The sequence below is a fragment of the Halomarina halobia genome, assembly GCF_029338575.1.
GTDB classification, from domain to species: domain Archaea; phylum Halobacteriota; class Halobacteria; order Halobacteriales; family Haloarculaceae; genus Halomarina; species Halomarina halobia.
In genome coordinates, this window is record NZ_CP119993.1 from 1,052,641 (window position 1) to 1,072,419 (window position 19,779).

At 61.2% G+C, this 19,779-nt stretch carries 14 protein-coding genes; 12 read left to right on the forward strand and 2 right to left on the reverse strand.

Annotation, left to right across the window (positions count from 1 at the left end; all coding sequences use genetic code 11):
* The first annotated feature begins 447 nt into the window (after positions 1 to 447).
* The gene (locus tag P1K31_RS20355; RefSeq protein WP_276306176.1) at positions 448 to 1,209 is read left to right on the forward strand and encodes an IclR family transcriptional regulator; all 762 of its coding nucleotides are present in this window, start codon (positions 448 to 450) and stop codon (positions 1,207 to 1,209) included.
* A gap of 3,134 nt (positions 1,210 to 4,343) precedes the next feature.
* Here the strand turns inward: P1K31_RS20355 and P1K31_RS20360 are convergent.
* Positions 4,344 to 5,120: an IclR family transcriptional regulator gene (locus P1K31_RS20360; protein ID WP_276306177.1), complete on the reverse strand. Its 777-nt coding sequence runs from the start codon at positions 5,118 to 5,120 to the stop codon at positions 4,344 to 4,346.
* A gap of 202 nt (positions 5,121 to 5,322) precedes the next feature.
* The gene (locus P1K31_RS20365) at positions 5,323 to 6,459 is read right to left on the reverse strand and encodes an ABC transporter ATP-binding protein (protein ID WP_276306178.1); all 1,137 of its coding nucleotides are present in this window, start codon (positions 6,457 to 6,459) and stop codon (positions 5,323 to 5,325) included.
* 205 nt (positions 6,460 to 6,664) lie between these two features.
* On the opposite strand from P1K31_RS20365, the gene P1K31_RS20370 reads away from it, so the two are divergent.
* The 11 genes from P1K31_RS20370 (at position 6,665) to P1K31_RS20420 (ending at position 19,723) form a co-directional block, all read left to right on the forward strand.
* Positions 6,665 to 7,930, forward strand: coding sequence for a mandelate racemase/muconate lactonizing enzyme family protein (locus tag P1K31_RS20370; protein ID WP_276306179.1), 1,266 nt, complete (start codon positions 6,665 to 6,667; stop codon positions 7,928 to 7,930).
* A gap of 43 nt (positions 7,931 to 7,973) precedes the next feature.
* Positions 7,974 to 8,948, forward strand: a complete 975-nt coding sequence (locus P1K31_RS20375; RefSeq protein ID WP_276306180.1) for a C-terminal binding protein — start codon at positions 7,974 to 7,976, stop codon at positions 8,946 to 8,948.
* A 290-nt stretch (positions 8,949 to 9,238) separates the two neighbouring features.
* On the forward strand, positions 9,239 to 10,408 hold the full coding sequence (locus tag P1K31_RS20380; RefSeq protein WP_276306181.1) for an ABC transporter substrate-binding protein: 1,170 nt from the start codon (positions 9,239 to 9,241) through the stop codon (positions 10,406 to 10,408).
* A 141-nt stretch (positions 10,409 to 10,549) separates the two neighbouring features.
* A complete protein-coding gene (gene yicI, locus P1K31_RS20385) occupies positions 10,550 to 12,955 on the forward strand; it encodes an alpha-xylosidase (RefSeq protein WP_276306182.1) in 2,406 nt (801 codons plus the stop codon).
* A 183-nt stretch (positions 12,956 to 13,138) separates the two neighbouring features.
* Entirely contained in the window at positions 13,139 to 13,996 is an 858-nt protein-coding gene (locus tag P1K31_RS20390; protein ID WP_276306183.1) for a carbohydrate ABC transporter permease, read from the forward strand.
* A gap of 1 nt (position 13,997) precedes the next feature.
* Positions 13,998 to 14,861, forward strand: a complete 864-nt coding sequence (locus P1K31_RS20395; RefSeq protein ID WP_276306184.1) for a carbohydrate ABC transporter permease — start codon at positions 13,998 to 14,000, stop codon at positions 14,859 to 14,861.
* 76 nt (positions 14,862 to 14,937) lie between these two features.
* A complete protein-coding gene (locus P1K31_RS20400; RefSeq protein WP_276306185.1) occupies positions 14,938 to 15,732 on the forward strand; it encodes an inositol monophosphatase family protein in 795 nt (264 codons plus the stop codon).
* A gap of 431 nt (positions 15,733 to 16,163) precedes the next feature.
* Positions 16,164 to 17,156 (forward strand): YeiH family protein, encoded by a 993-nt coding sequence (locus P1K31_RS20405; protein ID WP_276306186.1) that lies wholly within the window; start codon positions 16,164 to 16,166, stop codon positions 17,154 to 17,156.
* 40 nt (positions 17,157 to 17,196) lie between these two features.
* Positions 17,197 to 17,520 (forward strand): UxaA family hydrolase, encoded by a 324-nt coding sequence (locus P1K31_RS20410; protein ID WP_276306187.1) that lies wholly within the window; start codon positions 17,197 to 17,199, stop codon positions 17,518 to 17,520.
* 27 nt (positions 17,521 to 17,547) lie between these two features.
* Positions 17,548 to 18,711, forward strand: coding sequence for a UxaA family hydrolase (locus P1K31_RS20415; protein WP_276306188.1), 1,164 nt, complete (start codon positions 17,548 to 17,550; stop codon positions 18,709 to 18,711).
* 4 nt (positions 18,712 to 18,715) lie between these two features.
* On the forward strand, positions 18,716 to 19,723 hold the full coding sequence (locus P1K31_RS20420; protein ID WP_276306189.1) for an Ldh family oxidoreductase: 1,008 nt from the start codon (positions 18,716 to 18,718) through the stop codon (positions 19,721 to 19,723).
* Positions 19,724 to 19,779: the final 56 nt, after the last annotated feature.

Consider the following 19,779-nt stretch of genomic DNA (forward strand, 5'->3'; position numbering starts at 1 on the left):
CCGAGTGCCCTCGTCTTTGGATCGTTCCACAAAGTGAAACGATTGTCCATGATTTTTCGTGGTTTCTAGATGGCCGTCGTACTGTGGCCGGGGCTCTGCTCGAGGGAAATCCCTGACGAGAGCGGACGAATCGTCGGTTCGGGAGGCGGAAGACGTAAGCATTACTCGTCGAATTGGTGCGATATCTGTGAGGAATCTTCCCCGTCTGTCGAAGCCGAACGACCAACTCTGTTTCACTGAGTGGACTGGTAACGTGTGACAATATAACAGTTAACCGTGTACCCGTCCCTTCAGGCGTGTCCTTCCGAGGGAGGCGGTTGAGGTACCTGAACGCGACAGCCGTCTGCCGCTCTGCAGACGGAGAGTCGACGACCGACTGCGCGTATTCTCCCGGACGTGTAGCTCTACGAGGAATAGATTTTACTGTGAGGAACGTGATCAAACCCCATGACCGAGAATAAATGGCCGATTCGATCGGTACAGACCTCACTGCAGATTACGAAAGGTCTCAGAGAACTGCAGGATGCGACCATCACAGAGCTCGCAGAGCATCTCGGGATTCCAAAGACGACCGTGTTCAATCACCTGAAGACGCTCGAAGAGGAAGAATTCGTCGTGAGAACTGGTGATTCGTACCGTCTGGGGCTGCGGTATCTGGAGCTTGGAGAGAGCGCGCGCTCCCGGCACGTGCTCTTTCAAAAGGCAAAGCCAGAGGTGCTAAAGCTCGCTCAGGAGACGGGCGAACTCTCTGGGATCAGTACGGAGGAGTACGGACAGGGCGTTTTTCTCTTCATCACCGCGGGCGAGAACGCTGTTCGCACGGATACTCGAACGGGGATGCGCGTGTATCTCCACACCTTCGCGTTGGGAAAGGCGATCCTCGCATACACCCCAGAACAGCGCGTCAAGTGGATCCTCGACCGTTTCGGCCTGCCGGCAATGACGCCGAACACGATTACCGACCGCGAGACGCTGTTCGAAGAGTTCGAAACGATTCGGGCGGAGGGAATCGCGTTCGACGACGAAGAGCGCGTCAAGGGACTACGAACGGTTGCGGCGCCGATCATAACGCACAACGAGAGGGTTCTAGGCGCGATCTCGGTCGCTGCTCCCACGAGTAGGATGAAAAACGAACGGTTCAGAAAGGAGATCCCCGAACTCGTCAAGAACGCGGCGAACGTGGTCGAGCTCGAGATTCGCTATTCGTGAGTGTTCGGTCGAACTCCCGGCCGAAATAAGTCGACAACCGAACTAATATGACGTTTGAAAGATAGCTTCAGAGGATTGTGAGGGTGAAATCGGCAGACGCAAAAAACTCAGTAATCGGTTTTACTACGTGGAACGCTCTTGTAGCTCGAAGGGGGTGCTCCTCTATCCGTCCGATGCGTTACGCTTTCACCTTCGGTGCTTGAAACGATGTCTATACCAGACGGTTCCGGTGGTTGTTTCCGCATGACGGTTAGGTTGGGACTAGGTTTCTGGATAGGAGGGGCTACAAGGGTCTCGAGTATGATTCGTGCATCAAAGAGAGGAGTAATGATCGGTACATCGCGCCTTCGAAATCGATCCAGCACCGTAAATTACAGTAGTTGGGGGAAGTGCTACCCCAAGTTGATAAATGGATCTGAGCCCGATAGCATACCTCACTAACGGACTGTTCACCCTCTCATCGACACATTTCGCGATATCAGGTGGACCACGGTTGGCAGTCCACGGACGGATCCAGCTCCGTAACACAATTACGATTGTTATGACGATGTCTGGTGCAGCGCCTCTTCAACCGGTGTTCATTCATCGAGTGCTCTACACGGTCGATAAAGAGTATGTCAGTACACAGCATGGTCTGTAGAAAACATTAAAATTATCTACCCGATAAATATGAGTTTAGTGAATCGTATTACCCAGGTTCCTGTCAGAGAACTCCAACTGGCACTCGACGAGGTTGAAGCAGAGAAGCTGGTACAGGGCCGGACGGCGGCAACACCGTACAAAGCAGTATCTCGCGAACAGAACTCGCTAAATGATGTGAAATCAGGACCGGACGAACTCTAGCTGACTCAAGTTGTTCCTCTTTGAGCCGCTTGAGTCAGCTCTCTACGACGAGTGCCGAAGAGGTCGGCCGCGAAAACCCAGCGAAAGCGGCCGACACAGCTGGAAGAAACGCTACACGAACCACCGATAGAAGCGGGGGACGACGTGCCAGCGACTGCATCGGCGCGTCGTTCAGCAGACCTCGACGAATTCGACGGAAAACGCGAATATGTGGTGGGATATGGCCGCCACAGTAGTCGGCATCGACTCGATGAAGAAGTCGGTGCAGGTGGAACCGCGTCGTTTCCGTGCGACCTGCGGTTTCCTGTTGGACTCTCCAGCCTCTGCTGCCTCCAGAGAGGGCATTATCTGTCTAGCGTGCGTACTACCGCTCGTTTGTTCACTCGGGGTGCGGTATCTCGCTACCTGCGAAGACAATCCTCACTGCGCGTAGCCAATAGGATGAGGTAGTTGCCTGGTGTAGCAGTATGTATATAGGTTCTATGATTCTGTTGAAATATCCAACCAATATCGAAATATATGGGCTTAAAACAATTAATGTCACGTATGTCGGGTATGTTTCGATATTCGACTAAGTCCCTACCTCGATACCATGCACGCCCATTTTTTGATGTAGTGGTCCTCTATCTAAGTTATTACTTTTAATATATTGTACCGCTCGTAACCGATGTGACCTGTCTCGTCCTGATTATGTGTTTCGTGTCCCGCTTGGTCGCAACCTCGTCGTTCAGTCGGTTGCTGAAGCGCTGCTCACAGCGCTTGTGCAGTTATTTGATCAGATCCTCGCTGTTCAGTTCGTTTTCCGCGTAAATTACACAATTGAGGCGAATTCACTGGCAACCAGTACCGTTTGGATCTAGAGGTATTCCTGGGCAGTCGAAACGAGAGTGCGGACGATTTCGCTCCGGGTTATCCCCTTTTCGACGGGCACTAGCACAGGTGTGGATGCGACCGTCTCGCCCACGGCCGTTCGCGTGGCAACCCGCTACGCTCACGCGTGCTTGTCACCCACCTTCGTCCCCAGCAAACCGTTTAATCGTGTGGAGATGAGTATCAGTACCTAGCGCGCCTCCTTCACATGTCTTCTGATCAGCAAACAGGGTGGTTCCTTGTTCGGCGGCCTCATGTAGTTCTGAACTTCATAGAATGCCGTATTCAGATATCGTGCGTTAGCGGCGCTTTCAGTCTCGAAGTGCGCAACAACGTGCTTGCGGAGCTGTGTCGTCACGGCTGTGAGGGGCGGCGTCGTGATCAGATCGCTCTCCGCCGCGGACCCGTTTCCGACCGGTTGATCAGGAGCGGCAGACGCTCGTGGCTTGGCATCGGCGAGAGACGGCTATTGCCGTGCCAGCGGATGCGTCTCAGCGATAATTTGCTCTGCACTCTCAGTCAGGGGGTTCGGCCCTCGTCGGTGAGGCGATATTGCCACACTTGTGAGAACACTGATCGATGCGGAATCCGATCCGGATCGAAGCCGAACGCCGCCGCGTGATCGGGTTGCGCGACCAACGCTCGATGCAGTCGGGCGTAACTGAACCCGCGTAGCTGTTTGATGAACAGGGGCGTTGACGATCGCATCGAAGGGATGTGCGTCAGAATGCCAGGCAGGATACCGATCGTCGGCTGTCGTCACGGGAATGTCAGTGTCGGCGACCACGGCGAACGGGAGTACTCCAGCGTCGAAGTGCTCTCGTACCTGTGTGGCGAGGTCAGCTGCGGAGGCAGGAGCGGATGTGGACGCTGATCCTATGGCGAGCATCGTACCCGGGTACGTCGCAGTGGATAGTACCCTGCTGCTCGTGCATTGGCTAGCATGTGCTCACCCGGCCGATTGCCCCCAATCCATGCACGACACCCTCGTATTCGGAACTTCTGGCCTTCGCGCCGGTTATATAGGTTCGGAGCATGGCAGAATACAAAGCACTAGCGTAGCGAAACGACGGCGTTGTTCTCGATCGGCTGCCTCCAACACAATGTCGTTCTACTGTAACGAGCCACCGCCACTTCGGGAATAACAATTATACAATTGTTATAGGATTTTGTTCTTCCGCTGCACGTCCTGCTCGGAGAGCGCCTCAACAGGATACTTGAGACGCGTTGGTGAACGAATCCCGTCATTGGTGGCATGTCAGGCGTACGTCTTCAGCCGATGGGATGGTCTGTTGGGCGACATCAGCAGTGCTCTGATGTCTCTCACCGACCCGTGTCTCGCTGCGTTGCCCTCTCTTCTGTTCTCGAGTCGTAAACGCCAATGTATGCGAAGAGCTTCTATTGAGGAAGCGCTGGTCTCCCTACAATTGAGTCGTGTTCACCTGGATAACGTTCGCTGCCCCCTTGACCAGTTCGGGGAGCTCTTCGGTGAACCGTTCGCCCTTCATACGACTCGTCGGTCCGGAGACGCTGATCGCTCCGTACAAGGTGTCGTCGTGACCGATCACGGGCGCGGCCACACAACGGAGGCCCTGAAGGATCTCTTCGTCGTCGAACGAGACACCCCGTTCTCGGACCTGTTCGAGTTCAGTCTTCAACTCGTCTCGAGTACTGATCGTTCGATCTGTCTGCTTCGGAAGGCCGTGGTGTTCGACGATCTCGTCGACATGTTCCATGGGAAGATGAGCGAGAATCGATTTACCGAGTGCGGTACAGTGGAGGTACTTCCGTTCACCCGCGTACGACCGAGTCTTGATGGCTTTGTCGCCGACTGCCTTGTGGAGGTAGACCCCACGGCCGTGCTCTTCGACCATGAGCTGTGCGACCTCGCCTGTCTGGTCGGCGAGCGCGTCGGTCTCCTCGCGTGCGATCTCGTAGATCGGGATGCTGTTCTTGGCGAACTCACCGAAGTCGACGAATCGGAGGCTTACGTGGTACGTGTCGCCTTCTTTCACGACGAACTCGTTGCGGTACAGCGTCGAGAGGTGACCGTGTACGGCGGCTTTCGAGACGTCGAGGTGTGTTGCGAGTTCGGTGACACCGCCCCCGTCCAGTTCTCGTAGCGCCTGGAGGATGTCGCAGGATATCTGTACGGCCTGCACCTGGCGACCACCCGTCCGTTCGACCCTTTCTGTCATACGCTACCCTCCGTGTTTCTCATGCTTAATTGTTTTCCCGTCGTAAACGGAGGTCCGTCCATCTCTCGGATTGACCGCGGTTTCCGCCCGTGTTTCGCGCGCAACATCCGCTGCCGTCGGCTCAGAGAGGGTTTCCGATCGCCCGGGCGTTTCCCTCCCGTAAACGAAAATCGCCGTTTCGGTTCACTCCCTGAAGCGACGGCTACGAAGATACGTGGCCTTTCGCTACGGTCTGTCTGTCTCGCGTACTGTTCATGATCGTGTCACCGGTCTTGCGATCGAAGAGGTGAACCTTCTCTTCCGGGAAGACCACCGTCACCTCGTCACCGGCCGTGAGATGCGTGTCGCCGTCGACGCTTGCAGTGTATGTCTGACCACCGATATCGAGGTAGACGTAGGACAGTTCACCCATCGGTTCGACGACGTTCACCGACGCTCGAATGCCGTTCTGTGCGTCCGCGGACGCTATCTCGATGTGCTCTGGACGGATTCCCATGGTGAGCGCCTTGGCCTCGTTGCCGATCGTTTCGGTCAGTTCCGGAGAGAGGGTGTAGACGAAATCGTCGTGGTGTAGGCTGCCGTCGTCGTGGTCGACCTTGACGAAGTTCATACTGGGGCTCCCGATGAATCCCGCGACGAACTGGTTCACCGGCTCGTGATAACACTCGAGCGGCGTTCCGATCTGCTGGAGTTCGCCGCCGTCGAGGATGGCGATGCGGTCGCCCATCGTCATCGCTTCCGTCTGGTCGTGCGTGACGTAGATCGTCGTCACACCGAGATCCTGTTGCAGTTGCTGAATCTCTGTGCGCATCGTCGTCCGGAGCTTCGCGTCCAGATTCGACAGCGGTTCGTCCATCAGGAACACCTCGGGTTCTCGGATGATCGCTCGCCCGAGTGCGACGCGCTGCTGTTGCCCCCCCGAGAGCTCTTTCGGCTTTTTGTTCAGGAGGTCGGGGATTTCGAGCTTCGTCGCGATCCTCTCGACGCGCTCGTTGATCTCGGCCTTCGAGAGATCGGTCGTGATCTTCAGACCGTAGCCGAGGTTCTGTCGGACGGTCATGTGCGGGTAGAGCGCGTAGTTCTGAAACACCATCGCCATATCACGCTCTTTCGGCTTCGCGTGGGTGACATCGCGACCGTCAAGCAGGATCTCGCCGCTCGTCACCTGTTCGAGCCCCGCGATGCAGCGAAGCGTCGTCGACTTGCCACAACCCGACGGTCCGACGAGCACGAGAAACTCGCCGTCCTCGATGGTGATATCGAGGTCGTCGACCGCCACGATGTCCTTGCTACCCTCGCCGAACACCTTTCGAAGGGTGTCGAGTTCTAATTCTCCCATGGTTATCTATGTGCCACCTATTCGATTCTCCATAATAAATCCATTCCCTTTAGAGGCCCGCTACATAGATTGAGTGCCTCTCGCCGCCGACTCTCCCTCTGTGGCAGTCGCCCAGGTGCGTTAACCCGATTTTCCCCCTGGTAGGTGGCGGTGGCAATTCGTTCCATCACAACTCTTATTAACTATTTTCGTGAGGAGTTACGTGATGTCATCTCACGACGAACCGGACTACCGTATCCCACAGGGTGGCGGGGTCCCGTGGCGAAACCTCAGCCGCGAGGAAACGCACCGACCCGACGAACGCGACATCGAGATCACGGCCATCGAGACGATGGCCATCGCGGGCAACTTCACGTGGGGCATCGTCAAGGTCGAAACCGACGCCGATGTCTACGGGCTCGGAGAGACGTTCCGCGCCGAGGCCGCGCTCGATATGGCCGGGCGAATGGGTATTGACCTCGAAGGCGAGAACCCGCTCGACATCGACCGCATCACAGAACTCCTCAATCAGCGCTACACCGGCTGTGGACGCATCGGTCAGGCGGCGTTCACCGCGATTGAAACCGCGTGCTGGGACATCAAGGGCAAGATCCTCGACGTGCCCGTGTACGAACTCCTCGGCGGGAAGTACCGCGACGAGATCAAGATTTATTGCGACACGCACGCTGGCGAGTCCCTCGGCGAAGCCGACTCGCACGACCCGAAGGACGTCTACACCCCAGAGTCCTACGCGCGCGCCGCTCGCGAAGTCGTCGACGAGGGGTTCGAGGCGCTGAAGTTCGACCTCGACGTGCCGACCCACCGACACACGGACACGGCGAACCGCCGGATGGACAACGAAGCGATCGAACACAAAGTCTCGCTCGTCGAGGCCGTGCGCGACGAGATCGGCTACGACATCGATCTCGGGATGGACCTCCACTGGAACTTTACGACCGAAACCGCGGTGCGCCTCGGGAAGAAACTCGAACGGTTTGACCTCGCGTGGCTCGAAGACCCCGTCCCGCCGGAGCGCTACGAGTCACAGAAGCACGTCCGCGACAAACTCGACCTGCCAGTCCTCGGCGGCGAGAACTTCGTCACCGCAGCCGAGTTCAACAAGGCCGCAAGCCGGGGCATCATGGACATCGCCGCGCCGGACATCAACAAGTGTGGCGGTCTCTGGGAGTTCAGAAAGATCGCGGTGATCTGTGACCTCTACGGAATCCCGATCGCCTCACACAACATCTCCAGCCCGCTCGGCACCGTTGCCGGCGCACACATCTCCGCGGCGATTCCGAACTTCGTGGCTATGGAGTGGCACGCCCGTGACGTCCCGTGGTGGAACGACCTCGCCGTCCGCACCCACGGGAGCGGCCCCGTCCTCGAAGACGGCTACATCGACGTTCCGGAAGGGTCCGGTCTCGGCGTGGAACTCGACCGCGACCTCGCCGAAGAACACCTCACTGACGGCTCGGAACTCATCATCTGAGGACGCCGTAGCTTTTTTATCTGCATCCGGAGTCCGCTGGCACATGGCAGCATACACCGTAGTGGTGACAGACCACGACTTCGAAGAGCTCTCGATCGAACGTGCAGTCCTGAGAGGCGTCGCCGATGTCGTCGAGTTGACCGACGGCATCGGCGACACAGCTGAGGACGTCACCGAACGACTTGCCGAGGCCGACGGCATCCTGAACCTGCGATACGACCTTGACGCCGACGCCGTCGCCCGTCTCGGCAACTGTAGAATCATCGCCCGCTACGGAATCGGCGTCGACAACATCGCCGTCGACGTCGCCGCCGCGCGGCACATCCCGGTGACGAACGTTCCCGATTACTGTCTCGAGGAGGTCGCCACGCACGCCATCACCCTCGTGCTCGCGTTGGCCCGCGACGTCGTCCGTTACGATGACTCTGTCGCCAATGAAGCGTGGGATCGCGACGTCGGCGTGCCGTTGCACCGACTATCGACGCAGACGGTCGGTATCGTCGGGTTCGGGGCGATCGGCCAGGCGGTGGCCGAACGTCTCGGCGGGTTCGGCCCGGACGTTCTCGTCAGTGACCCGTACCTCGGCCCCGAGGACGTCGCAGGTTTCGACGCCGAACTGGTCGAGTTCGAGGAACTCCTCGCCCGGTCGGATTACGTCACGGTCCACTCGCCGCTGACGGAGTCTACCCGTGACCTATTCGACGCCGACGCGTTCGCCCGCATGAAGGACTCCGCGTCGCTGATCAACGTCGCTCGGGGGCCGATCGTCGACGCCGACGCGCTCGCCACTGCACTCGACAGCGGGGCACTCGCCGGTGCTGGACTCGACGTGTTCCCCGAGGAACCGCCAGCGGCCAACCACCCGCTCCGCGATCACGAGCGAGTGGTTACGACGCCACACGTGGCGTGGTACTCTGAAGAAGCGAACGCAGAGCGCCGTCGAGCGGCCGCAGAGAACGTCCTCGCCGCCTTGCAGGGCGAGGAGATCGAGAACGTCGTCAACGGCGTTAACGTGTAACTTTGATGACAACCGTTGCACGACCGTAGCTAACGGCGACAACTTCGTCTGTCACTGCCCCCCGGCTACTGACTATCTCGTCACACGCACCCAAACATTTAAGATACTTTGCTCTTAGTTCGGAACACACCATGCCAGCGAGTAACAGGTCCGACACGGATCAGACTAGGCTGTTGACCCGGCGAGCCAAACTGAAACTACTTGCAGCGACCGGAATTGGCGGCCTTGCTGGGTGTCTGGGCGGCAGTGGCGACGGCGGCGGCGACGGCGGTGGAGAACAGCCCGCGACGGTGAGGTTCACGCATCTCGGGACGTTCGGTGGCGAGGCCGAGGCATTCATCCCGGAATTCGAAAACCAGACCGATGGCGTCACCGTCGAACACCAGCAGACGCCCGCACAATCGGCGTCGAGTCACGACTACTATGTCAACCAGTTTATCTCGCAGTCGTCGGACTTCGACGTCGGCCAGATGGACGTCATCTGGCCGGCAGAGTTCGCCAGCAACGGCTGGATCGCCGAGGTGGACGACCCGGAGGGACACACCGACGAGATGCTGGAGACGCCCGTCAAGGCGGCGACCATCGACGGGACGCTCTACGGGATGCCGCTTTACACCGACGCGAACGCGCTGTACTACCGGAAGGACGTCCTGGACAAGTACGACATGGACCCACCCGAGACGTACATGGAACTCGTCAACCAGGTCCAGACCATCAAGAAGAAAGAGGACAAAGACTGGAACGGCTACATCTGGCAGGGCGGCGCGAACGAGGGGCTGACCATCATGTGGCTCAACTGGCTGTGGGGGATGGACGGAACCGTCCACCACGATGGAAAGCTGAAGGTGAACACAGAGAAGGGCGTCCAGGCACTCCAGCACGCCGTCGACCTCATTCACAAGTACAAGGTGACCCCTCAGTCCGTCCCAGCGAGCCAGACCGACGGCAACCGCCAGACGTTCCAGAACGGGAACACGCTGTTCATGCGCAACTGGCCGTACGCCATCAGCGTTATGAACGAGGACGGGTCGGCTGTCAAGGACAAGTTCGACGTCGTGGCACTCCCAACCCACGAGGACCATCCCGATGCGAAGAATTCCTGTCTCGGCGGATGGAACATCTTCATCAACAAGTTCTCCCAGAGCAAGGCAGCCGCACAGAAGTTCGCCTCCTTCATGGCGACCAAAGAGGTGCAGGGCCGGCTCGCGACGGAGTTCAGCCGGCTTCCCGTCCGCAGAGAGATCTACGAGGAGGACAAGTACCAGGAGGAGTTCCCACAGCTCGAACTGTACAAGGACATCCTCCCCCGCACGAACGCCCGTCCGGCGACGCCGAAGTACACGACGTTCTCACAGATCGTCTATACGGACCTGAACGCCGCGCTCGTCCAGAGCAAGACGCCGCAGGCGGCACTCGACGCTGCCCAGAAGAAGATCGACAACAAGGTGAACGACGCGTAGGCGGCATCCCTCGACCGCACCGACGCTCTTCTCTCGGGCCCCGTCCTGCTCCTTCGGCCACGCTGCGAGGAGATGACCGGCCGTCCTGTACTGCCGGTCTCCGACGCAAGTTATATGTTCACACAGGAAGGGGGGAACTATATGCAACGAAGCGCAGTGGTTGCTGTCGACGAGTATCGATGGTCAACGGACACCGTCACCCTCGAGTGTATCACGGACGACGAGGAGGAAGCGGTCGGCTGGAAGTACAGAGAGGGGACTGATACCGAGGTCGGCACCGGCGGAACCGTCCCCGTCTCGCTCAGTTTCTACACCCCGACGACGTTCCGATTCGAATTCGCCGCGAACCCCGACGCCGGAGCCACCGAGACGCTCAACGAGTTCGACGAAGAGGCCATCATCGAACCTGTCGACCTCACCGTCGAAGCGGACGAGGGGGTCCTCCGAATCGACACCGATGCACTCCGCGTGACGGTCGGACTCGACGCGTGGTCGTTCGCGGTTACGACCTCCGATGGGCGCACTGTTTTCGAGGAACAGCGCGAGGATATCGACGTACACGGGGACCTGCGCGTCGACCCGCTCGGGTACACGACCGTGGAACGGAACAACGGCCCCAACCGGGTGACGAACACCGGGACGGCGTTTACGCTCGCCCCCGACGAACACGTCTACGGGTTCGGCGAGAAGTTCACTGGGTTCGACAAACGTGGCCAGCGGATCGAATCGTGGCACGTCGAAGCGCTCGGTACCGAGACCGAGCGTTCGTACAAGAACGTCCCGTTCCACCTGTCGACGCGGGGGTACGGGATGCTCGTCGACACGACGAACCGAGTCGAGTACGACGTCGGAAACACGTCGACGGCGAGTGGAACAGTCGAGGTGTCGGATGACACCTTCTCGTTCGTCTTCTTCTACGGCCCGTCGTTCAAAGCCATCATCGAGGAGTACACCGCCCTGACCGGTCGCGTGACGCGCCCCCCGAAGTGGAGCTTCGGCGTGTGGATGTCCCGACTCGGGTACGAATCCCGCGAACACCTCGAGTCGATCACGGCCCGCCTTCGGGAGGAGGAGATCCCGTGTGACGTCGTCCACCTTGACCCGTTCTGGATGCGGGAGTTCCATTCCTGTGACCTCGAGTGGGACATCGACCAGTTTCCCGACCCCGAATCGATGATCGCCGGGTTACACGAGGAGGGGTTCCACCTGTCGCTGTGGGAGCACCCGTACGTTCCCACCGGCACCGACGCGTTCGAGACGGCGCGCGAGAACGGCTACTTCGTCACCGACGCGACCGGAAAGCCGTACGTCATGGACAATTTGTGTCAGGGCGACTACGCCGGTGCGATCGTGGACTTCTCCAACCCGGACGCGGTCGACTGGTGGCAGGAGAAAACCCGAGAACTCGTCGAGATGGGGGTGGACGTTTTCAAGACGGACTACGGCGAGGGCATCCCCGAAGACGCCGTGTTCGCGAACGGTCGCACCGGCGCGTCGATGCACAACTACTACCCGTTCCTCTACAACCGGACCGTGTACGAGGCGATCGCGGACGTGAACGGTTCCGACGAGGCCCTCGTCTGGGGGCGGTCGGCGTGGACCGGAAACCAGCGGTTCCCGATGTACTGGGGCGGGGACGCACAGCCCTCGTTCAACGGGATGCACTCCGCGCTCCGGGGCGGACTCAGCGTCTCCCTGACAGGGTTCCCGTTCTGGAGCCACGACATCGGTGGATTCAGGGGAACCCCGTCGACGGAGACGTACATCCGCTGGGTCCAGTTCGGCCTCCTCTCGAGCCATTCGCGGTGTCACGGCACGACGCCCCGGGAACCGTGGGCGTTCGGCGAGGAGGCCGTCCGGGTCTTCAAGAAGTTCGCTACGCTCCGATACCGGCTCATCTCTTACCTCTACTCGTACGCCGAAACCGCGTGTCGGACCGGGCTCCCGGTCGTCCGTCCGCTGGTCCTCGAATACACCGACGACCCCACGACGTACAACCTCGACACGCAGTACCTGCTCGGAGAGGAACTTCTCGTGGCCCCCGTGTTCAGGGAGACGGGTGACGTCGACGTCTACCTCCCGGAGGGTGAGTGGGTCGATTACTGGAGCGCCGAGCGGTACACGGGCGGACAGACGCTTCATCGTACGGTTCCGCTCGACGAGATCCCGCTGTTCGTCCGCGCGGGCAGTATCCTCCCCCTGCACGAATCTAGTCAGACTGTCCAGGAGGGGTCACCGGACGAGGCCACGCTTCGGGTGACGCCCGTAAGTACCGGCGAGACGCGCGCGACGTTCGACTTCTACGACGAGGACCGGGACCGGGTGGTCTCGCTCGAATGCGACATCGATGCCGACGGCGAGGCGATCGACCTCTCGGTCGAGGACCCGAACGCTACGCCCTCGTTCGTCGCGGACGTCGTCGACATCGACCACCCCCCGACCACCCTCCGCGTGAACGGCGAAGACCTGCGGGCGGTCGACGCCGACCCCGCTAGGGGCGAATGGACGTACGACGCCACCGACAGGACGGTTCGGGCAGTGCTGTAGCGGCCCCACCGCTGTCGACACCCCGTAGTTTTAATAGTGATGGTTGGTATCATCCGTGTAATGTCTCCCCTTGCACAGGGCAGCGATCGGGCCGAAACGTCGCGGCCTCGTATCGCCAGGTCCGTTCACGAGCTGAAATCACGGTACAGTCGATACAAGCGGTTCCACTTCACCGACCCGGAGTTGGCCACGTTGTTGCTCGGCCCGGTCGTGATTTATCTCCTCGCCGTCTCGTACTACCCCATCGTGATGAACGTGTGGACCAGCTTCCACCAGGGGATGTTGAACCCGACGGTGGAGTCACAGTTCGTGGGGCTTGCGAACTACGAGTCGCTATTCGACAACAGCAGTTTCTGGAACAGCCTCAAGGTGAGCCTCCTCTACGTCGTTATCAGCGTTCCAATCGAACTCGTTCTCGGGCTCGGTGTCGCGCTCCTCGTGAACCGACAGTTCCGCGGGAAGTTCGTCGCGCAGGCGGCGATCCTGTTTCCCTGGGCGCTCCCGACCATCATCAACGCGCGCATCTGGCAGTGGCTGTACCACGGCGAGTTCGGACTGTTCAACGACATCCTCGTGCGCGTGGGGTTTTTCGAAGAACCTTTCGCGTTCCTCGCGCACCCCCAGATCGCGTTCGCGTCGATGCTGGTGGTGACCATCTGGAAGACCACGTCGTTCATGGCGCTCATCCTGCTAGCCGGGCTACAGAGCATCCCGGAGCACCTCTACGAGGCCGCCGATATGGACGGTGCCTCGAAGTGGCGACAGTTCCGCGATATCACGCTCCCGCTGTTGAAGCCGACGATCCTCGTCGCGCTCATCTTCCGCACTCTCCCGGCGTTTCAGGCGTTCGGCCTGCCATTCGGGCTGACCGGCGGGGGCCCTGGCGAGGTGACGACGACGCTCGTCCTGTTCGACCACCGGCTCACGTTCACGCAACTGGCGTTCGGCGAGGGGGCCGCCGGCGCGACGGTCATCACACTCATCGCGCTCGGCCTCTCGCTCATCTACGTCGTGACGCTGTACGAACCGGAGGTGCGCTAACATGAGCATCGTAGACCGATATCGGAACGTGAACGACGCGCTACAGGAGGTCGGCGAGACCGTCGGGTTCTACGGTGCGGTCGGTATCCTCGTGGTCGTGTCGTTCTTCCCCGTCGTCTGGATCCTGATCACGTCGCTGAAGGTGCCGTCGACGATCGCGCAGTTCCCCATCCAGTACCTCCCCGACCCGTTCACCCTCGGGAACTACCGACGTGCGCTCGAACAGGCGCCGTTCGCGACCTACCTGTTCAACAGCTTCGTCATCGCGTCAGCGACGGCGCTCATCGACGTCGTCCTCGGTGCGATGGCCGGCTACACGCTGTCGCGTCTCGACTTCCGCGGGAAGCTCCCACTGCTCATGTTCATCCTCGTCTCGGCGATGCTGCCGTTCATCGGACGGCTCATCCCGCTGTTCCGGCTGTTCCGCTCGGCCGGGCTGTTGAACACGCACCTCGGTCTCATCCTGCCGTACGCCGCGTTCCAGCTCCCGTTCGCCGTCTGGATCTTCCAGGCGTACTTCAAGGAACTGCCGGCGTCGCTGGAGGAGGCCGCGCTGATGGACGGTCTGTCGCACCTCGGCGTTCTCTTCCGCATCATCCTGCCGGTGTCCGCGCCGGCGATGGCGACGACCGCGATCATCGTGTTCGTGTACGCGTGGAACGAGTTCCTCTTCGCACTGACGTTCATGACTCAGGGTTCGATGCGGACCATCACCGTCGGGATCGCGCTCTACCAGGGCGAGTACAGCTTCCCGTGGGGGACGATTTCGGCGGCGACGTTCATGTCCATCATCCCGCTGGTCCTGTTCATCCTGTTCTTCCAGCGGAAGATCGTGAAGGGACTGACGGCGGGCATCGGGAAGTAACGCTCCCGGCCCACGACTCGACTATTCAGGTGTCGCGGTCGGAACGGTTTTACCGTCTCACCGACGTGAACCAGTAATGACATCGCAGCCACCCGTAGCGAACGCGCACCTGCGGACGGCCGTCGACGCCGCCGAGCGAGCAGCAGCGATTCACCGCCGCGATGCGGACGTGACGAACGCCGTCGAGTACAAATCGCGGCGAGATCTAGTGACTGCGGTCGATCGAGAGGCCGAACGAGCGGTCAGATCCCTGCTCACCCAGCGGTTCCCGGATCACGCCGTCCTCGGTGAGGAATCCGGACAGGACGGTGAGGGGACGAACCGATGGATCGTCGATCCGCTCGACGGCACGACGAACTACTGTCACGGCGTTCCACACTACGGCGTCTCGATCGCACTCGAACGCCGCGGTCGTCTCGACGTCGGCGTCGTCCACCATACGCCGACCGGTGACACGTACACCGCCGTCCGTGGTGAGGGGGCGTATCGAAACGGCGAACCCCTCTCCGTCTCGTCCACGGACGCCGTCGAGGCCTCGCTCGTGGGAACCGGGTTCTCCCCGGGAACCGAACCCGACCAGCGGCTCCTCGAGGTACTCCAGTCTGTCGTACACAGTGCCCACGGCGTGAGACGGTTCGGGTCGGCGACGGCGGAACTGGTGGCCGTGGCCAACGGGACGCTCGACGCGTACTACCGGACCGACCTCAGTCCGTGGGACACCGCCGCCGGAATCCTTCTCGTCGAGGAGGCAGGCGGCACAGTGACGGACTTCCGGGGATCGCACGCGAACCGACGTGAGACCGTGCTGGCGACGAACGGCCGATCTCACGACGAGTTCGAGCGGTTCATCCGGCGACGGCTGGACGACTGATAGGGAGTATCGTAGATGTTCATAGAGTTCTGGTCGGGGAACTGTGGCACGTGGATCGTGAGGCTGAACGAACTCGTTCGGGTGGCTACGATAATCTCTATGAGTTTCCCGACTCCGGGAAAGAGCCTACTTTCGTGGCGACGCGTAGGTTGCGATGGTTCGACACTCGAGGCGTCGAGTACGCGAACGTCAGGGCATCGGAGAGACTCCCCGCGACCCGTGGCCCGGATGCGTGGTTTTATGTGGGTGATCTACCATCACCGCGATGTCACGGAATCATGATCGCAACGCAGCCAATGCTCGGCCCGAGCGTCGACTCTCTCCGTACACAGGCGTCAGAGTGGTGGTCCCATCTCGACCGCGGCTGGAAAGCTGCGGTTCTGGGTTTCGTCATCGCTGCCACGGAGCTGGCGCTGTCGCTCCCGTAACCGATGGGTTCCGCTCGTCTCCCGAATCGACTTCCGGGACTCGTCCTGCTGGGGCTCGTCGCCCTCGGTGCGAACCTGGCCGCGGCGCACATCCCCGGAGTCAGTGATCTCATCCTCGCGGTCGCCGTGGGCGCCCTCATATCGAATCTCGTTGGGACCCCTGCGTGGGCACAGGCGGGGGTGGACACCCACAAGCTCCTCCTCGAGATCGGAATCGTTCTCCTCGGCGCGCGGTTGACGCTCGGGCAGGTGCTCGAAACCGGCCCCCTCGTGGCTGGTCTCGTCGTGGTCGTCGTCGCGTTCGGCGTCCTGTTCATCGAAGTGCTCTCGCGGACGCTGTTCGACCTGGGAGAGCGAACCGGGTCGCTCCTCGCCGCCGGGTCGAGCATCTGTGGTGTCTCCGCGGTCGTCGCCGTCGCCGGCGGTATCGACGCCGACGAGAACGAGATCGCTTACGCGGCCGCGACGGTGCTGCTCTTCGACGCGGTGACACTCGTCGCGTTTCCGATAGCGGGTGAAGGGCTCGTGCTCTCCGGACGGACGTTCGGCATCTGGGTCGGACTGAGCATGTTCAGTACCGGTCCCGTCGCTGCGGCCGGGTTTGCCCACTCGGGCATAGCCGGGCAGTGGGCCACGCTGACGAAGCTCGTCCGGAACTCGCTCATCGGTGCGGTCGTGCTCGCCTACTCGGTGTACTACGCCCGGTCACGGGCGGAGCGGGCCGGGATCGGTGAGCTGTGGACGCGCTTCCCGAAGTTCGTTTTCGGCTTTCTCGCGGTTGCGGCACTCGTCAACCTCGGCGGCGCGACGGCCACGCAGGTCGCCTCGATAGATGCGGCCGCCGACTGGCTGTTCGCACTCGCGTTCGCGGGGCTCGGACTCGAGATTCGCCTCGCAGAGATGCGGCAGGTCGGTTTCGCGCCCGTTCTCCTGGTCCTCGTCTCCCTCGTCACCGTGAGTACGCTCTCACTCGTCGCGATCGCGCTCCTGTTTTAATCCGAAGAGTTATTAGAGTCGATTCTGTGTGAGAATGTGTATGCCAGACCGCTACCTGAAGGTCGTAGAGAACAGTGACAACGTCGCTACTGTTCTCCGCGACGTCGAGGCAAACGAGACAGCCGACGTCGAGGTCGGCGAGGAGGTTCGAACCATCACGGTCGCCGAAGACATCGACTTCGGCCACAAGGTCGCCATCGAGGACATCCCCGAGGGTGACACCGTCTACAAGTACGGACTGAGTATCGGCTACGCAAGCACCGACATCGCCGCCGGTGACCGGGTCCATGTTCACAACGTCGACAGCAACTACGGCCGCGGCGACCTCGCGGGCGACGGGCAAGCGCAGGCGATCCACGAATAACGACCCGGTGACACCACTGATTCAACAATGACTGAATTCCTCGGTTACGAACGTCCCGACGGAAGCATCGGCATTCGAAACCACGTCGTCGTCGTCTCGACGGCCCCCTACGCGAACGACACGGTGAAACGCACGGCGGATATCGTCGAAAACACGATCCCAATTACCCACCCGCTCGGGCGGTGCCAGACCAGACCGGACGTCTTTCAGACGTACCGCACCCTGCTCGGCTACGCCACGCACCCGAACGTCTACGGCGCCGTCGTCGTCGCACACGCCGGCGAGATCGTCGACGGCGACGAACTCGCGGACGACACAGCCGAGACCGGCCGCCCGAGTACCTCGATCAACATCCACGACGAGAAGGGAGTGATGAACGCGCTTGACGCAGCCGTCGACGCCGCACAGGAGATGGTTCAGGATGCAAGTGCGATGCAGCGCGAACCGCACGACATGTCGAAGCTCACCTTCGGGATCAACTGTGCGACGTCGGACACGACGAGCGGTCTCTGCCAGCACCACGCGACCGCCGGTGCGGTCTGGCGACTCATCGACCAGGGAGGACGCGGCGTCTTCGCCGAGACGCCCGAGTTCTTCGGCGGCGAAGAGGGCCTCGCAGCCCGCGCGGTCGACGAGGAGGTTGAACAGACGATCCTCGACCGCGTCGAACGGTGGGACAAGCGCCTGCGGGCGACGGGCTACGACGTGCGTGGCGCACAGCCGACGCCCGACAACATGGACGGTGGGCTCACGACCATCGAGGAGAAGTCGTTGGGTGCGCTAGTCAAGTCGGGAGACGGCCCGATTCAGGACCTCGTCGACTACGGCGCGAAGATCCCCAACGAGTCCGGCATGTACATCATGGACACGCCGGGCCACGGCGCTGAGTCCGTGACCGGCATTGGGGCGGGCGGGGCCCACTTCATGGTCATCTCGACCGGACAGGGCCACACGCTCTCGAATGCCGTCATGCCCACGATCAAAATCACGGGCAACCCCGGAAGCGCTGAACGTGTGCCCGAGCAAACCGACGTCGACGTGAGCGAGGCTCTCGTCGGCGACCAGACGCTCGAGTGGGCGACCGATCAGCTATGGGGCGAAATCGTGGACGTGGTCAACGGCAAACTGACGCTCTCGGAGACGATGGGCGAGAGCCAGTTCGCCATCCACCGCATCGGCCCGTCCACATAGACTGATGGACGTGGATAGATGCCGCGCGGAGGCCGTCGCCGCACGAGCCTTCGAAGTCCACGGCAGTAGCGAAGCGGACGCCGAACTGACTGCCGAGGTCCTCGTCGACGCCGATACCCGGGGCAAGCACTCACACGGGTTGTTGCGACTCCCGCGGTTCGTCCGTGGCATCGAACACGGCAACGTCGATCCCCACGGCGACATCACTGTCGTCCGCGAGCGTGGTGCGACCGCGACCCTCGACGGTGGATCACGGCTCGGCCCGGTCGTCGCCAGCGAGGCGGTCGCGGAAGCGATGGCACGGGCCGACGACTACGGTGTCGGCGTCGTCGGGGTGCGAAATTCGAACCACCTCGGGATGCTCGGGTACTACACCGACCAGGTCCGCGCGGCGGGGTACGTCGCGATTGGCATGACGAACACCGAACCTGCCATGCCGCCGTACGGCGGTGCCGAGTCGATCCTCGGGACGAACCCGCTCGCGGTGGGTATCCCGACGGATCCTCCGTTCAACCTCGATATGTCCACGTCGAGTATCTCTCGCGGGGAAGTCTTCGAACTGAAAGAGCAGGGCGGCACCCTCCCGGAGGGTGTCGCGCTCGACGCGGACGGCGAGCCGACGACAGACCCGGCTGCCGCACTGGAGGGCGTCATCCTCCCGTTTGGCGGCGCGAAGGGATCGGGACTCGCCATCGCGATTGAGATCCTTGCGGGTGGACTCGTCGATGCCGCGATGGGGACCGACGTCTCGGGGACCTACCACACCGAGAACCGGTGCACCAAGGGTGACCTCTTCGTCGTCGTCGACCCCGAGGCGCTCGGTGGCGAGGCGTTCGCCGACCGTGCGACGGCGTTCGTCCGCTCACTGAAACGGACAGCCCGGGCGAGCGCGGTCGACGAGATCCGACTTCCAGGTGAATCGTCCGTCAAGCGTGCCGACGCCGACACAGTCACGGTCGACGATGAGCTGTGGGCGGAGGTCCGCGACCTCGCAGGCGAGGCGAACGGATAGCAGCCCCCCACCGACGCGTCATTCCGTTTCACTCCCGTGCCGTGGCTGGGGAGTGG

Excerpts from the sequence above, each read along its gene's own strand:
- P1K31_RS20355 (WP_276306176.1), top strand. The coding sequence starts at position 448 with ATGACCGAGAATAAATGGCCGATTCGATCGGTACAGACCTCACTGCAG.
- P1K31_RS20360 (WP_276306177.1), bottom strand. The coding sequence starts at position 5,120 with ATGACAGAAAGGGTCGAACGGACGGGTGGTCGCCAGGTGCAGGCCGTA.
- P1K31_RS20365 (WP_276306178.1), bottom strand. The coding sequence starts at position 6,459 with ATGGGAGAATTAGAACTCGACACCCTTCGAAAGGTGTTCGGCGAGGGT.
- P1K31_RS20370 (WP_276306179.1), top strand. The coding sequence starts at position 6,665 with ATGTCATCTCACGACGAACCGGACTACCGTATCCCACAGGGTGGCGGG.
- P1K31_RS20375 (WP_276306180.1), top strand. The coding sequence starts at position 7,974 with ATGGCAGCATACACCGTAGTGGTGACAGACCACGACTTCGAAGAGCTC.
- yicI (WP_276306182.1), top strand. The coding sequence starts at position 10,550 with ATGCAACGAAGCGCAGTGGTTGCTGTCGACGAGTATCGATGGTCAACG.
- P1K31_RS20395 (WP_276306184.1), top strand. The coding sequence starts at position 13,998 with ATGAGCATCGTAGACCGATATCGGAACGTGAACGACGCGCTACAGGAG.
- P1K31_RS20400 (WP_276306185.1), top strand. The coding sequence starts at position 14,938 with ATGACATCGCAGCCACCCGTAGCGAACGCGCACCTGCGGACGGCCGTC.
- P1K31_RS20405 (WP_276306186.1), top strand. The coding sequence starts at position 16,164 with ATGGGTTCCGCTCGTCTCCCGAATCGACTTCCGGGACTCGTCCTGCTG.
- P1K31_RS20410 (WP_276306187.1), top strand. The coding sequence starts at position 17,197 with ATGCCAGACCGCTACCTGAAGGTCGTAGAGAACAGTGACAACGTCGCT.
- P1K31_RS20415 (WP_276306188.1), top strand. The coding sequence starts at position 17,548 with ATGACTGAATTCCTCGGTTACGAACGTCCCGACGGAAGCATCGGCATT.
- P1K31_RS20420 (WP_276306189.1), top strand. The coding sequence starts at position 18,716 with ATGGACGTGGATAGATGCCGCGCGGAGGCCGTCGCCGCACGAGCCTTC.